The organism is Streptomyces sp. NPDC058464, assembly GCF_042721035.1.
Lineage (GTDB): Bacteria > Actinomycetota > Actinomycetes > Streptomycetales > Streptomycetaceae > Streptomyces.
The window spans coordinates 68,588-81,558 of record NZ_JBHXMA010000021.1; the positions used below are offsets into that span (position 1 = coordinate 68,588).

15 protein-coding genes are annotated in these 12,971 nt (G+C 71.6%); 11 read left to right on the forward strand and 4 right to left on the reverse strand.

Features of this window, described 5'->3' with window-relative positions; genetic code table 11:
* The first annotated feature begins 50 nt into the window (after positions 1–50).
* From ACFWPQ_RS26470 to ACFWPQ_RS26480, 3 genes are read left to right on the forward strand one after another with little or no spacing between them, the layout of a single operon-like run.
* On the forward strand, positions 51–956 hold the full coding sequence (locus tag ACFWPQ_RS26470) for a HipA family kinase (RefSeq protein ID WP_384039871.1): 906 nt from the start codon (positions 51–53) through the stop codon (positions 954–956).
* A 21-nt stretch (positions 957–977) separates the two neighbouring features.
* Positions 978–1,217: an oligopeptide/dipeptide ABC transporter ATP-binding protein gene (locus ACFWPQ_RS26475; RefSeq protein ID WP_384039558.1), complete on the forward strand. Its 240-nt coding sequence runs from the start codon at positions 978–980 to the stop codon at positions 1,215–1,217.
* 23 nt (positions 1,218–1,240) lie between these two features.
* Positions 1,241–1,528: a SelT/SelW/SelH family protein gene (locus ACFWPQ_RS26480; RefSeq protein ID WP_384039561.1), complete on the forward strand. Its 288-nt coding sequence runs from the start codon at positions 1,241–1,243 to the stop codon at positions 1,526–1,528.
* A gap of 1 nt (position 1,529) precedes the next feature.
* Here ACFWPQ_RS26480 and aceB read toward each other — a convergent pair whose 3' ends face one another.
* Entirely contained in the window at positions 1,530–3,152 is a 1,623-nt protein-coding gene (aceB, locus tag ACFWPQ_RS26485; protein ID WP_384039564.1) for a malate synthase A, read from the reverse strand.
* 184 nt (positions 3,153–3,336) lie between these two features.
* Positions 3,337–3,936, reverse strand: coding sequence for an NTP transferase domain-containing protein (locus ACFWPQ_RS26490; protein WP_384039567.1), 600 nt, complete (start codon positions 3,934–3,936; stop codon positions 3,337–3,339).
* A gap of 155 nt (positions 3,937–4,091) precedes the next feature.
* On the opposite strand from ACFWPQ_RS26490, the gene ACFWPQ_RS26495 reads away from it, so the two are divergent.
* Entirely contained in the window at positions 4,092–4,403 is a 312-nt protein-coding gene (locus ACFWPQ_RS26495; protein WP_384039570.1) for a DUF5955 family protein, read from the forward strand.
* A 94-nt stretch (positions 4,404–4,497) separates the two neighbouring features.
* Here the strand turns inward: ACFWPQ_RS26495 and ACFWPQ_RS26500 are convergent, their stop codons facing one another.
* Positions 4,498–5,286 (reverse strand): IclR family transcriptional regulator, encoded by a 789-nt coding sequence (locus ACFWPQ_RS26500; protein WP_361293676.1) that lies wholly within the window; start codon positions 5,284–5,286, stop codon positions 4,498–4,500.
* Positions 5,287–5,558: 272 nt separating this feature from the next.
* Here ACFWPQ_RS26500 and allB point away from each other — a divergent pair, with 272 nt between their 5' ends.
* The 5 genes from allB (at position 5,559) to ACFWPQ_RS26525 (ending at position 10,470) form a co-directional block, all read left to right on the forward strand.
* Positions 5,559–6,899 carry an allantoinase AllB gene (allB, locus tag ACFWPQ_RS26505; protein WP_384039574.1) on the forward strand — a complete coding sequence of 447 codons (1,341 nt, stop codon included), beginning with the start codon at positions 5,559–5,561 and terminating at the stop codon, positions 6,897–6,899.
* 49 nt (positions 6,900–6,948) lie between these two features.
* Complete coding sequence (alc, locus tag ACFWPQ_RS26510) at positions 6,949–8,061, forward strand: allantoicase (RefSeq protein ID WP_384039576.1); 1,113 nt, start codon at positions 6,949–6,951, stop codon at positions 8,059–8,061.
* A gap of 316 nt (positions 8,062–8,377) precedes the next feature.
* Positions 8,378–9,187: an AIM24 family protein gene (locus ACFWPQ_RS26515; protein WP_384039579.1), complete on the forward strand. Its 810-nt coding sequence runs from the start codon at positions 8,378–8,380 to the stop codon at positions 9,185–9,187.
* A 95-nt stretch (positions 9,188–9,282) separates the two neighbouring features.
* Positions 9,283–9,909 (forward strand): dihydrofolate reductase family protein, encoded by a 627-nt coding sequence (locus tag ACFWPQ_RS26520; RefSeq protein WP_384039582.1) that lies wholly within the window; start codon positions 9,283–9,285, stop codon positions 9,907–9,909.
* 165 nt (positions 9,910–10,074) lie between these two features.
* The gene (locus tag ACFWPQ_RS26525) at positions 10,075–10,470 is read left to right on the forward strand and encodes a ribonuclease domain-containing protein (RefSeq protein ID WP_384039584.1); all 396 of its coding nucleotides are present in this window, start codon (positions 10,075–10,077) and stop codon (positions 10,468–10,470) included.
* A gap of 108 nt (positions 10,471–10,578) precedes the next feature.
* Here the strand turns inward: ACFWPQ_RS26525 and ACFWPQ_RS26530 are convergent, their stop codons facing one another.
* Positions 10,579–10,779 carry a hypothetical protein gene (locus ACFWPQ_RS26530; RefSeq protein ID WP_384039587.1) on the reverse strand — a complete coding sequence of 67 codons (201 nt, stop codon included), beginning with the start codon at positions 10,777–10,779 and terminating at the stop codon, positions 10,579–10,581.
* 170 nt (positions 10,780–10,949) lie between these two features.
* On the opposite strand from ACFWPQ_RS26530, the gene ACFWPQ_RS26535 reads away from it, so the two are divergent.
* The gene (locus tag ACFWPQ_RS26535; RefSeq protein WP_384039589.1) at positions 10,950–12,209 is read left to right on the forward strand and encodes a histidine kinase; all 1,260 of its coding nucleotides are present in this window, start codon (positions 10,950–10,952) and stop codon (positions 12,207–12,209) included.
* Between the two features lie 58 nt (positions 12,210–12,267).
* Entirely contained in the window at positions 12,268–12,930 is a 663-nt protein-coding gene (locus tag ACFWPQ_RS26540) for a response regulator (protein ID WP_384039592.1), read from the forward strand.
* Positions 12,931–12,971 lie beyond the last annotated feature (41 nt).

Here is a 12,971-nt window from a genome sequence, read left to right on the forward strand (position 1 = left end):
GACTCCCCAGCCGTTGAACGCAAGGTAAGTGATCCGTGGGGCCTGGGAAGATGCTGAGAGAGGTCACCGCCACCAGCTACATCGCACCCCTGAGGGCCGGTGGTTCCGTGCCCGCTGTCGTCGAGGCCGACGACCTCGGGACGTACGTCGTGAAGTTCACCGGGTCCGCGCAGGGGCACAAGGCGCTGGTCGCCGAGGTGATCGTGGGGGAGCTGGCGCGGGCGCTCGGGTTGCGGTTCCCCGAGCTGGTCCTGGTGCACTTCGACCCGGCGATCGCCGGGGACGAGCCGCACCAGGAGGTACGCGACCTGCACGCGGCCAGCGGCGGAGTCAACCTCGGGATGGACTTCCTGCCCGGGGCCGAGGACTTCACCCCGCAGATCGCCGAGGTCTTCCCGGTGGACCCGCTGGAGGCGGGCCGGATCGTCTGGCTGGACGCGCTCACCGTCAACGTCGACCGCACGGTGCACAGTTCCAACCTCATGGTCTGGCCGACCCTCGGCATCGCGCCCCCGCGCCTGTGGCTCATCGACCACGGCGCCGCCCTCGTCTTCCACCACCGCTGGGACACCTCGGCCCCCGGGAAGGCGTACGACTTCCGCCATCACGCCCTCGGCCGGTACGGCCCCGACACCCGGGCCGCCGACGCCGAACTCGCGCCCAGGGTGACCGAGAAACTGCTCCGGGACGTCCTCACCGAGGTCCCGGACTCCTGGCTCACCGACTTCGGCTCGCCCGACGAGATGCGCGAGGCCTACGTCGGCTACCTGCTGGCCCGGGTGCGGGCCTCCGCAGAGTGGCTCCCCACCGACTTCCCGGGCCGCGACCAGCTCGCGGCCGAGGAGGCCGCCCGCGCGGCCAGGACCCAGCAGGGCCGCCCGGCCTGGCTGAAGCGGGTTCCCGACCTGCACGGCAAGCCCGCGGCCCAGCAGGACTGGTCGGTCCACCTCGGCTGACCGGCCGCCGCCGTCAGGCAGTTGCTGTCGTCGTCACCGGCGGCGGACCTCGCGGCACCCGAGCGGGAGCGCATCGTGCTGCGGGGCGACCTGCCGAGCCCGGCGAACCCGCCCTCCGGCTGCCGGTTCCGCACCCGCTGCCCGATCGGCCCGCTCGCGCACCCGGAGCGCACGGTCTGCGCGGACACCGACCCGCGGCTCGTGCTCACACCGGCCGGACAGCGGGCCGCCTGCCACTTCGCCGGTGAACTCGCCGGGTGATCACGTTCGGTTACGATGCCCGGATGAGTGAGAGCCGACGCGTCGAGATCGAGTACTGCACCCAGTGCCGCTGGCTGCCGCGGGCGGCCTGGCTGGCGCAGGAGCTGCTGACCACCTTCGAGACCGAGCTGACGGAGCTGGCGCTGAAGCCGGGCAAGGGCGGCGTCTTCGTCGTCCGGGTCGGTGACGAGGTGGTCTGGGACCGGCGCGAGCAGGGCTTCCCGGAGCCGACGGCCGTGAAGCAGGCCGTACGCGACCGAGTGGCCCCGGGGAAGTCCCTGGGCCACTCGGACAAGCCGGCACCGGAGTAGGTCAACCGCGCAGCTGCTCGTACGCGGGCAGCGTCAGGAAGTCCGCGTAGTTCTCGTCGAGGGAGACGGTGAGCAGCAGGTCGTGGGCCTGCTGCCAGTGACCGGCCGCGAAGGCCTCGTCGCCGATCTCCGCGCGGATGGCGTCGAGTTCCTCGGCGGCGATCCTGCGGGCCAGCTCCGGCGTGGCCTTCTCGCCGTTCTCGAACTCCACTCCGGCGTTGATCCACTGCCAGATCTGCGACCGCGAGATCTCCGCGGTGGCCGCGTCCTCCATGAGGTTGAAGATGGCCACCGCGCCGAGCCCGCGCAGCCACGCCTCGATGTACCGGATGCCCACCTGGACGGCGTTGACCAGACCGGGGTAAGTCGGCTTCGCCTTCAGCGAGTCGACCGCGATCAGGTCGGCGGCCTCGACGTGGACGTCCTCGCGCAGCCGGTCCTTCTGGTTCGGCTTGTCGCCGAGGACCCGGTCGAAGGACTCCATGGCGATCGGGACCAGGTCGGGGTGGGCGACCCAGGAGCCGTCGAAACCGTCGTTCGCCTCACGGTCCTTGTCGGCGCGGACCTTCTCGAAGGCGACCTTGTTGACCTCGGCGTCCCGGCGGGACGGGATGAAGGCCGCCATGCCGCCGATCGCGTGCGCGCCGCGCTTGTGGCAGGTGCGGACGAGGAGTTCGGTGTACGCCCGCATGAACGGGGCTGTCATCGTCACGGCGTTGCGGTCCGGGAGGACGAACCGGGGCCCGCCGTCACGGAAGTTCTTCACGATGGAGAACAGGTAGTCCCAGCGGCCGGCATTCAACCCGGAGGCGTGGTCGCGGAGTTCGTAGAGGATCTCCTCCATCTCGTACGCGGCGGTGATCGTCTCGATCAGCACGGTGGCGCGGACGCTGCCCTGCGGGATGCCGACGTAGTCCTGCGCGAAGACGAACACGTCGTTCCAGAGCCGGGCTTCGAGGTGCGACTCGGTCTTCGGGAGGTAGAAGTACGGTCCCTTGCCGAGGTCGAGGAGCCGCTGCGCGTTGTGGAAGAAGTAGAGCCCGAAGTCGACGAAGGCGCCGGGGACCTGCTCGCCGTCGACCTCCACGTGGCGCTCATTGAGGTGCCAGCCGCGCGGCCGCATGACGACCGTCGCCAGCTCCTCGTCCGGGCGCAGCGCGTACGACTTGCCGCTCGACGGGTCCGTGAAGTCGATGGTCCGGGTGTAGGCGTCGATCAGGTTCAGCTGGCCCAGGACGACGTTCTCCCAGGTCGGCGCGGAGGCGTCCTCGAAGTCCGCGAGCCAGATCCTGGCGCCCGAGTTGAGGGCGTTGATGGTCATCTTGCGGTCGGTGGGACCGGTGATCTCGACCCGGCGGTCGTTCAGCGCCGCGGGGGAGGGGGCCACCCGCCAGGAGTCGTCCGCGCGGACGGCGGCGGTCTCCGGGAGGAAGTCCAGGGTCGAGGTGCGGGCGATCTCGGCGCGGCGCTCGGCGCGGCGGGCGAGGAGTTCGGCACGGCGCGGCGAGAACCGCCGGTGCAGCTCGGCCACGAAGGCGAGCGCCTCGTCGGTGAGGACCTCCTCCTGCCGGGGCAGGGGCGCGGCGTCGACGATGGCCGGCGGAGACGGCGCTGGTGCGGACATGAGCTGTCACTTCCTTCAGCGGTGGCACCGGGTGCCAGTCGTTCCGGGTGGAGCGAAGCGCACCCGATCAGGGGTCAGATGCTTCTGAGCAGTGGATACTAGTTTCCTCATTGTGGAAGTTCAATGGTTTGTTGATGTCGAGATTCTCCGAGTCGAGCCAAGGTGGCGCCCGGTGCCATCCCGTTCACTCAAGGTGGCCCAGGTCCGCCTCCGTGTCGATGTCGTACGGCTCGGCCACGTCTCGGCACTCGACGAGCGTGATCGCGTCCTCGTGGGCCTTGAGGTAGGCGCGGGCGCCCCGGTCCCCGGTCGCGCTCGCGGCGATCCCCGCCCAGTGGGCCGAGCCGAACAGCACGGGATGCCCGCGCACCCCGTCGTAGGCGGCCGCCACCAGTGAGTCCTCGTCCCGGTATCCGCCGAGTACCCGCGCCACGGCCGCGCCCCCGATCCCCGGCTGATCCACCAGTGACACCAGGGCGGCCCGCACCCCGGCCCCGGCGAGCGACTCCAGTCCCACCCGCAGCGAGGACCCCATGCCCTCCGCCCAGTCCGGGTTCTCCACGACCACACAGCCGCCCAGTTCGGCCCGCTCCCGCACCTCGTCCGCGCGGGCCCCCAGCACCACGTGCACCGGCCCGCAGCCGCCCGCGCGCAGCACCCCGGCCGCGTGCTCCACCAGCGGCCGGCCCCGATGCGTCAGCAGCGCCTTGGGTCGCCCGCCGAGCCGTCTGCCGCCGCCGCCGGCGAGCAGCAGCCCGGCGATCCGGTCATCCGAGTCCGTCATGCGTCCTGCATACCCGACGCCGGGGCGGACGGGCGGTTTCCGAAGGACTGAAATTCGGTCCGCGCTGTAGCGCTTTCCGTACGGGAGGGCGTTTACTGACCCGCGTCCCCGGGCGCCCGACCACCGTCCTGGGCACCTGGCGAGGGGGGAGAGCTGTGTTGCGGAGCTTGGGGCAGAGGCCAGTGACCGGCAGTGACGAGGATCCGAGGGTGACGGAACTACGCACGGCGGTCTCGCGGCTGCGCCGCGAACTGGCCGCGCATCCGGCCGAGTTCCCGGACCGTGCGATAGCCGAGGACGAACTGGCGGCCCTGGCCGCGATGGCGACGGGCGGCATCCCGGAAATCCCCCGCCTGCGCCGCTCCCTGTTACTGATAGCGGGCGCGATCGGTTCGATGAGCGCGTTGTCCCGGGGCCTGTCGGACGTACGTCAGGCGGTGGACCTGTTCGGAGAACCGAGACGTTAAGGCACCCTTGGGGTCACCCACCCAGGGGCGCGGGGAACTGCGCGCTCAGCCCCCACTCACGCGCACCCGCCAATGTTCCTGTCGGTCCTACCCCTCAGGCCCCTGAACTCACCAGCGCCTGAGACAACTCAACGGCCACCTGCTGCAGCACCGGCACGATCTTCTCGACCGCCGCCTCCGTGACCCGCCCCGCGGGCCCGGAGATCGAAATGGCCGCCGCGGTGGGCGAATCGGGCACGGACACCGCCAGGCACCGCACCCCCACCTCCTGCTCGTTGTCGTCCACGGCGTACCCCAGCCGCCGCACCTCCGCCAGGGCGTCCAGGAACCCCTCCGGAGTGGTGATCGTCTTCTCGGTCGCCGCGGGCATCCCGGTCCGCCCCAGCAGCGCCCGCACCTCCGCGTCCGGCACATTCGCCAGCAGCGCCTTGCCCACCCCCGTGGAATGCGGCAACACCCGCCGACCCACCTCGGTGAACATCCGCATACTGTGCTTCGACGGCACCTGCGCCACGTACACGATCTCGTCCCCGTCGAGCAGCGCCATGTTCGCCGTCTCCCCGGTCTCCTCCACCAGCCGCGCGAGGTACGGCCGCGCCCACGTGCCCAGCAGTCGGGACGCCGACTCGCCGAGCCGGATCAGCCGGGGCCCGAGCGCGTACCGCCGGTTCGGCTGCTGCCGTACGTAACCGCAGACGACCAGGGTGCGCATCAGCCGGTGGATCGTCGGCAACGGCAGCCCGCTGCTCGCGGACAGCTCGCTGAGACCCACCTCGCCGCCCGCGTCCGCCATCCGCTCCAGCAGATCGAAGGCGCGCTCGAGGGACTGGACCCCGCCGCCGGACTTGGCGGAGTCGGTGGTGCTGGCGCTGGACGTCGGCACGGCGCGTTCCTTTCGGACTGGCGGGAGGGGCAGAAGCCTACCCGGCGGTCGGTTGACTCCCTGATCGTGCATAGCTACGTTCTGCTTGCCGGAATCATATTTCCGCTTTGTGGAAACGTCCAGAGTGGGAGCTTGCGGGGCCCCGAGAAGCAGTGTGCCCTTGACGGCACGGGAGCGGGAGTGAAGACTCCTTCAACAGAACGTTGAATTCCGTTACATGGGTGTAAATCCCGTTTCCCGGAAGTAAAACGGCGGCAGAGAGAGGGGTCCGGGTGTCCGACGCTGAACTGGTGCTGCGCTCGACGCGCGTCATCACCCCGGAGGGGACGCGGGCCGCCTCGGTCGCCGTGTCCGCCGGGACGATCACGGCCGTGCTGCCGTACGACGCCCCCGTCCCGGAGGGTGCCCGCCTGGAGGACCTCGGCGACGACGTCCTGCTGCCCGGCCTGGTCGACACCCACGTCCACGTGAACGACCCCGGCCGCACCGAGTGGGAGGGCTTCTGGACCGCCACCCGCGCGGCGGCGGCCGGCGGCATCACCACCCTGGTCGACATGCCGCTCAACTCCCTGCCGCCGACCACGACCGTCGAGAACCTCCGCGTCAAGCAACAGGTCGCCGCCGACAAGGCACACATCGACGTCGGCTTCTGGGGCGGCGCGCTGCCCGACAACGTCAAGGACCTGCGCCCGCTGCACGAGGCCGGCGTCTTCGGCTTCAAGGCGTTCCTGTCGCCGTCCGGCGTGGACGAGTTCCCGCACCTCGACCAGGAGCAGCTGGCCCGGTCGCTGGCCGAGATCGCCTCCTTCGACGGCCTGCTGATCGTGCACGCCGAGGACCCCCACCACCTGGAGGCCGCCCCGCAGCAGGGCGGCCCGAAGTACGCCGACTTCCTCGCCTCCCGCCCGCGCGACGCGGAGGACACGGCGATCGCCCAGCTGATCGCCCAGGCGAAGCGCCTGCACGCGCGCGTGCACGTCCTGCACCTGTCCTCGTCCGACGCGCTGCCGCTGATCGCGGCGGCCAAGGCGGACGGCGTCCGCCTCACCGTCGAGACCTGTCCGCACTACCTCACCCTCACCGCGGAGGAAGTCCCGGACGGCGCCAGCGAGTTCAAGTGCTGCCCGCCCATCCGGGAGGCGGCCAACCAGGACCTGCTCTGGCAGGCGCTGGCCGACGGCACCGTCGACTGCGTGGTCACCGACCACTCGCCCTCCACGGCCGACCTCAAGACGAACGACTTCGCGACCGCCTGGGGCGGCATCTCCGGCCTCCAGCTCAGCCTCGCCGCCGTATGGACGGAAGCCCGGAGGCGCGGCCATGGTCTCGAGGACGTGGTCCGCTGGATGTCGGCCCGCACGGCCGCGCTGGTCGGCCTCGGCGACCGCAAGGGCGCCATCGCGGTCGGCCGGGACGCCGACTTCGCCGTCCTCGCGCCCGACGAGACCTTCACCGTGGACCCGGCGGGCCTGCAGCACCGCAACCGGGTCACCGCGTACGCGGGCAAGACCCTGTACGGCGTGGTGAGGTCCACCTGGCTGCGCGGCGAACGCATCGTCGCCGACGGCGAGTTCACGCCCCCGCAGGGCCACCTCCTCACCCGCACCCCCTGACCTCCTTCTGCTCCCGCACCCGCAGCGGCCGACACCGAAAGGAACACCTTTGACGGCGATCCCGACCTTCACCGGCGACGCGCACCCCTACTCCGGCGGCGACCCGTACGCGGACTACCGCACCGCCGACTTCCCCTTCACCCAGTACGCCGACCTCGCCGCCCGGCAGCTCGGGGCCGGGGTCGTCGCCGCCAACGACGAGTTCTTCGCCCAGCGGGAGAACCTGCTGGTGCCGGGGCGGGCGGAGTTCGACCCCGAGCACTTCGGGCACAAGGGCAAGATCATGGACGGCTGGGAGACGCGCCGCCGCCGCGGGGCCTCGGCCGACCACCCCTGGCCCACCGCCGAGGACCACGACTGGGCGCTGGTCCGGCTCGGCGCCGCCGGCGTCGTCCGCGGGATCGTCGTCGACACGGCCCACTTCCGCGGCAACTACCCGCAGGCGGTGTCGGTCGAGGCCACGTCGGTCGCCGGCTCACCGTCCCCGGCGGAGCTCCTCGGCGACGACGTGAAGTGGACGACCCTCGTCCCCCGCACCCCCGTCGGCGGCCACGCGGCGAACGGCTTCGCCGTCTCCGTCGAACAGCGCTTCACCCACCTCCGCGTCAACCAGCACCCCGACGGCGGCATCGCGCGCCTGCGCGTGTACGGCGAGGTCGTGCCCGACCCCGAGTGGCTCGCCGTGCTCGGCACCTTCGACGTGGTCGCCCTGGAGAACGGCGGCCGGGTGGAAGACGCCTCCAACCTCTTCTACTCACCCGCGACCAACACCATCCAGCCCGGCCGCTCCCGCAAGATGGACGACGGCTGGGAGACGCGCCGCCGCCGCGACCAGGGCAACGACTGGATCAGCTACCGGCTCGCCGCCCAGTCCCAGATCCGCGCGATCGAGATCGACACGGCGTACCTGAAGGGCAACAGCGCGGGCTGGGCGTCGGTGTCGGTACGGGACGGCGAGGAAGGCCCCTGGACGGAGCTCCTCCCGCGCACCCGCCTCCAGCCGGACACGAACCACCGCTTCGTCCTGCCGACCCCCGCCGTCGCCACGCACGCGCGCGTGGACATCTTCCCGGACGGCGGAATCTCCCGCCTACGGCTGTTCGGCACACCGACGGAAGCGGGAGCAACGGCCCTGACGGCCAGGCACCGCGAACTGTCCTGACCCTGTCGCCCGCCCACTCACCCGACTCGCCTTCTCACAGGGCGAACTCTGAAAGCGACGACAGGCCGCAGCGTCCGGGGGAGGGGGAGGGGGTGGGGGCGGCAGGGCCGTCCACGGGGCCGGTGGGTTCCGGCGCACGGCGATGGTCTCCGTGTGCGGGGCCCCGTCGCACGCGGGATGTTGGCGGGGTCCGGGAACGGGATGCTCTTCGAGGAGGGTTTGTCCCGTTCCTTTGAGGCCTCGCTGCTCAGGTGACCGAGTCGGGTCGGTGGGCGGGCAGGGGGAACCGCTGGACCGTCGGCTACGTTCTTCTGCCGTGACTCTTCAGCAAGAAATCGTCGGCAACGCCATGCAGATGGCGGTCGTCAACCTGCACCCCGGCCAGACCGTGTACTGCGAGGCCGGCAAGTTCCTGTTCAAGACGACGAACGTGACCATGGAGACCCGGCTCGGCGGGCCGAACGGCGGCGGCCGGCAGCAGGGCGGCGGTGGCGGCATGGGCGGCATGCTGCGCCAGGCCATGGGCACCGCCATGCAGGTCGGCCAGCGCATGCTCGCCGGCGAGTCGATGGCGTTCCAGTACTTCACCTCCCAGGGCGGCGAGGGCACCGTCGGCTTCGCGGGCGTGCTCCCGGGCGAGATGCGTGCCCTGGAGCTGACCGGCACGCGCGCGTGGTTCGCCGAGAAGGACGCCTTCGTCGCCGCCGAGTCCACCGTCGAGTTCGGTATCGCCTTCTCCGGCGGCCGCACCGGAATGAGCGGCGGCGAGGGCTTCATCCTGGAGAAGTTCACCGGCCACGGCACGGTGATCATCGCCGGCGCGGGCAACTTCATCGACCTGAACCCCGCCGACTTCGGCGGCCGTATCGAGGTCGACACGGGGTGCGTCGTCGCCTTCGAGGAGGGCATCCAGTACGGCGTCCAGCGCGTCGGCGGCCTCAACCGCCAGGGCCTCATGAACGCCGTCTTCGGCGGTGAGGGCCTCTCCCTGGCCACCCTGGAGGGCAACGGCCGGGTGATCCTCCAGTCCCTCACCATCGAGAGCCTCGCCAACGCGCTGAAGAAGGCGCAGGGCGGCGACAAGCAGGGCCCGACCGGCGGACTGTTCTCGACGCACGCGGGGTGAGGGCACACCGGAGACCGGCCGACCGATGAGTTGCCGGTGCCCCAGGGGTCCGAGCCGATGACAACGGACCGCACCCCCGGGAAGCAGGCGCCGCCATGGGCAAGCTCGTCTCCACCATGTTCGTCACCCTCGACGGCGTCTACCAGGCGCCCGGCGGCCCCGAGGAGGACCCCAGCGGGGGCTTCACCCACGGCGGCTGGAGCTTCACCTACGGCGACGAGGACTTCGGCCGGTTCGTCGTCGAGGTCATCGAGCGGGCCGACGCCTTCCTGCTCGGCCGCCGTACGTACGACATCTTCGCGTCCTACTGGCCGAGGATCACCGACCCCGGCGACCCGATCGCGGCCAGGCTCAACGCGCTCCCGAAGTACGTCCCGTCCGCGACCCTGACCGACCCCGGCTGGTCCGGTACCACGGTCCTCGCCGGAGACCTCGCCAAGGAGGTCACGGCCCTCAGGGAGCGCACCGACGGCGAGCTCCAGGTACACGGCAGCGGCGCGCTGGTCCGCTCCCTGCTGGACCTCGGCCTGCTCGACACCCTCAACCTGGTGACGTTCCCGGTCGTGCTGGGCTCCGGCCGCCGCTTCTTCCAGGAGGGCGCCGTGCCGACGAGGTTCCGGCACACCGGCGGGCGGGTCACCGCGACGGGCGTCTCCATCCAGTCGTACGACATCGCGGGCCGACCCGACTACGGCTCGTACATCGCCGAGGCGAACGCCTAGCGGCCCGGTCGCCGATGCGGACGTCCAGCGGCCCGGCCCCGGTCCTTCCCTCGGATCGGGGCCCGCCGGCCCCAGGTTAATTCCCTGAAAACTCGCGGAACCCGGCGGGAAATTCTTCGGACTTGTCATTGACATGCCACACTCTACGCGCGTCATCATGGAGCCATGAGATTCCCCCCACGAATCACCCGCATCGGCGCCGCCGGCGCCCTGCTGTCCGCCCTCCTCGTCGGCGGTACCGTCTCCGCCGCCACCGCGGACGCCGCTGCCAGCTCGGTCGGCAGTATCTGCTACAGCGACCTGCCGTCGCAGGCGTACGACACGCTCGACCTGATCGCGTCGGGCGGTCCGTTCCCGTACTCGCAGGACGGGGTCGTCTTCCGCAACCAGGAGGGCGTGCTGCCGAGCCAGTCCAGTGGCTACTACCACGAGTACACCGTGAAGACGCCCGGTTCCTCCACCCGTGGCGCACGGCGCATCGTGACCGGCAAGGCGTACGAGGAGGACTACTACACGGCGGACCACTACGTCACGTTCGACCTGATCGACTTCGACTGCTGAGCCGCTGACCGAGTCGGCCCAGCGACACCGGCACGTCGATGTCCCCACCTCGGCGTCGGCCGGTCGATCGCCAGGAACGGCGCGACCAGCCGGAGGTCCGGTCCGCGTTCAGCCGGACCTCCGGCTCTCCGCGACGGCGAACAGCGCGCACGCCAGCACGATCAGCGCGACGCTCGCGTAGACGCCGTAGCCGTCGAGGAGGCCGAGCCGTTGCAGGAGGCCCACCCGCCAGTGGGTGAACTCGTGCAGCAGGCCCAGCACACCCTGCACCAGAGCGACGAATCCGATCAGTTCAAGCAGCCGTTTCACGGTACGACCCTCGCCCCGCGGCCTCCCCCCACGCCATCGGCCGCGGGGCGAGTCATGCCCGCCGGAAGACCGTCCGCACGCGCGCGTGGCACACCGAAAGTCCACACGAGCGCAACTTTGGTCGACGATCCCGTGCGCAGGTAGGTGCCGCGGCCCGGTCATGCGTAGATTTGTCGACCGTGAGCGGTGACCTTTCCATACGGACGTTCGAGGGGCGGCGGTGGCTCTTCCCCTCCGCCGTGATCCATGAACTCGACCCCGACGCCGGTCCGGCCGGCCGGCGGCCCCGCCGTACGGCGCGCGACTGGCTCGTCGACTTCAGCTGCTTCCTGCTGGCCGTCCTCCTCGGCGCGGCGGCCGCCAACACGATGCGCCAGGACCCGAACGTCTCGCACGGCCTCGCCGTCGCCGACCAGCTGATCGGCGGACTGGCCTGTGCCGCGGTCTGGCTGCGCCGGCGCTGGCCGACGGGCCTGGCCATCGCCATGATCCCGGTCGGCTTCGCCTCCGACACCGCGGGCGGCGCCGCCATGGTCGCGCTGTTCACCCTCGCCGTGCACCGCCCGTTCCGGTACGTCGCCTGGATCGCCGGCATCAACCTCGCACTGGTCCCGCTCTTCTACTGGCTGCGCCCCGACCCCGACCTGCCCTACCTGGCCGTCGTCATCCTGGTCGTGCTGTTCAGCCTGCTCGTCGTCAGCCTCGGCATGTTCGTGCGCTCCAAGCGGCAGCTGATGGTCAGCCTCCGCGACCGGGCCCGGCGGGCCGAGACCGAGGCCGGGCTGCGTGCCGAGCGGGCCCAGCGGCTGGCCCGGGAGGCCATCGCCCGCGAGATGCACGACGTCCTCGCCCACCGGCTGACCCTGCTCAGCGTGCACGCCGGGGCGCTGGAGTTCCGGCCGGACGCGCCCCGGGAGGAGATCGCCCGGGCGGCCGGGGTCATCCGGGAGAGCGCCCACGAGGCCCTGCAGGACCTCCGCGAGATCATCGGCGTACTGCGCGCCGCCGACGGCGACGAGGCGGGCGGGCGGCCGCAACCGACCCTCGCGGCCCTGGACGCGCTGGTCGCCGAGTCCCGCCAGGCCGGCATGAAGGTCACCCTCGACAACCACGTCGGCGAACCGGCCGCCGTCCCCGCCTCCGTCGGTCGCACCGCCTACCGCATCGCCCAGGAGGGCCTCACCAACGCCCGCAAGCACGCCCCCGGCGCCGAGGTCACCGTCCGCGTCACCGGCGCCCGGGGCGACGGCCTGGACATCACCGTGCACAACCCCGCCCCCGCGACCGAGGCCCCGCACGTCCCCGGCTCGGGCCAAGGCTTGATCGGCCTGACCGAACGCGCCACGCTGGCCGGAGGGCGGCTGGAGCACCGGGCCACCGGCGACGGCGGCTTCGAGGTACGGGCCTGGCTGCCCTGGCCCGCCGCCTGAACGACGACCGACCACGTGCCGCCGTACCCGCGCCGCACCCGCTGACCACGTAGGAGCCATGACCGCGATCAGACTGCTGCTCGTCGACGACGATCCGCTGGTGCGGGCGGGGCTGGCCCTCATGATGGGCGGGGCCGGGGACATCGAGATCGTCGGGGAGGGCTCCGACGGCGACGAGGTCGAGGCGCTCGTGGACCGCACCCACCCGGATGTCGTCCTGATGGACATCCGCATGCCCTCCGTGGACGGACTCACCGCCACCGAGCGGCTGCGCGCGCGTGCCGACGCCCCGCAGGTCGTCGTCCTGACCACCTTCCACGCCGACGAACAGGTACTGCACGCCCTGCGCGCCGGAGCCGCCGGGTTCGTCCTCAAGGACACCCCGCCCGCCGAGATCGTCGCCGCGGTGCGCCGGGTCGCGGCCGGCGACCCCGTGCTGTCGCCCGCCGTCACGCGGCAGCTGATGGCGCACGCGGCCGGCACCCGGGCCGACACCCGGCAGGCACGCGCGCGTGACCGGCTCGCCGCTCTCAACGACCGCGAGCGCGAGGTCGCCGTCGCCGTCGGCCGGGGCCTCGCCAACGCCGAGATCGCCACCGGCCTCTACATGAGCGTCGCCACCGTCAAGACCCACGTCTCCCGCATCCTGGCCAAGCTCGGCCTCAACAACCGCGTCCAGATCGCCCTGCTGGCGTACGACGCGGGACTGCTGGAGGAATAGGGCGCCTCCGGGGCACCTGTGGGGCGGCCCGTGCGTTCTCC

Bases quoted from the DNA above. Each gene is read 5' to 3' on its own strand.
- ACFWPQ_RS26470 (WP_384039871.1), top strand. From the start codon at position 51: ATGCTGAGAGAGGTCACCGCCACCAGCTACATCGCACCCCTGAGGGCC.
- ACFWPQ_RS26480 (WP_384039561.1), top strand. From the start codon at position 1,241: ATGAGTGAGAGCCGACGCGTCGAGATCGAGTACTGCACCCAGTGCCGC.
- aceB (WP_384039564.1), bottom strand. From the start codon at position 3,152: ATGTCCGCACCAGCGCCGTCTCCGCCGGCCATCGTCGACGCCGCGCCC.
- ACFWPQ_RS26490 (WP_384039567.1), bottom strand. From the start codon at position 3,936: ATGACGGACTCGGATGACCGGATCGCCGGGCTGCTGCTCGCCGGCGGC.
- ACFWPQ_RS26520 (WP_384039582.1), top strand. From the start codon at position 9,283: ATGGGCAAGCTCGTCTCCACCATGTTCGTCACCCTCGACGGCGTCTAC.
- ACFWPQ_RS26525 (WP_384039584.1), top strand. From the start codon at position 10,075: ATGAGATTCCCCCCACGAATCACCCGCATCGGCGCCGCCGGCGCCCTG.
- ACFWPQ_RS26540 (WP_384039592.1), top strand. From the start codon at position 12,268: ATGACCGCGATCAGACTGCTGCTCGTCGACGACGATCCGCTGGTGCGG.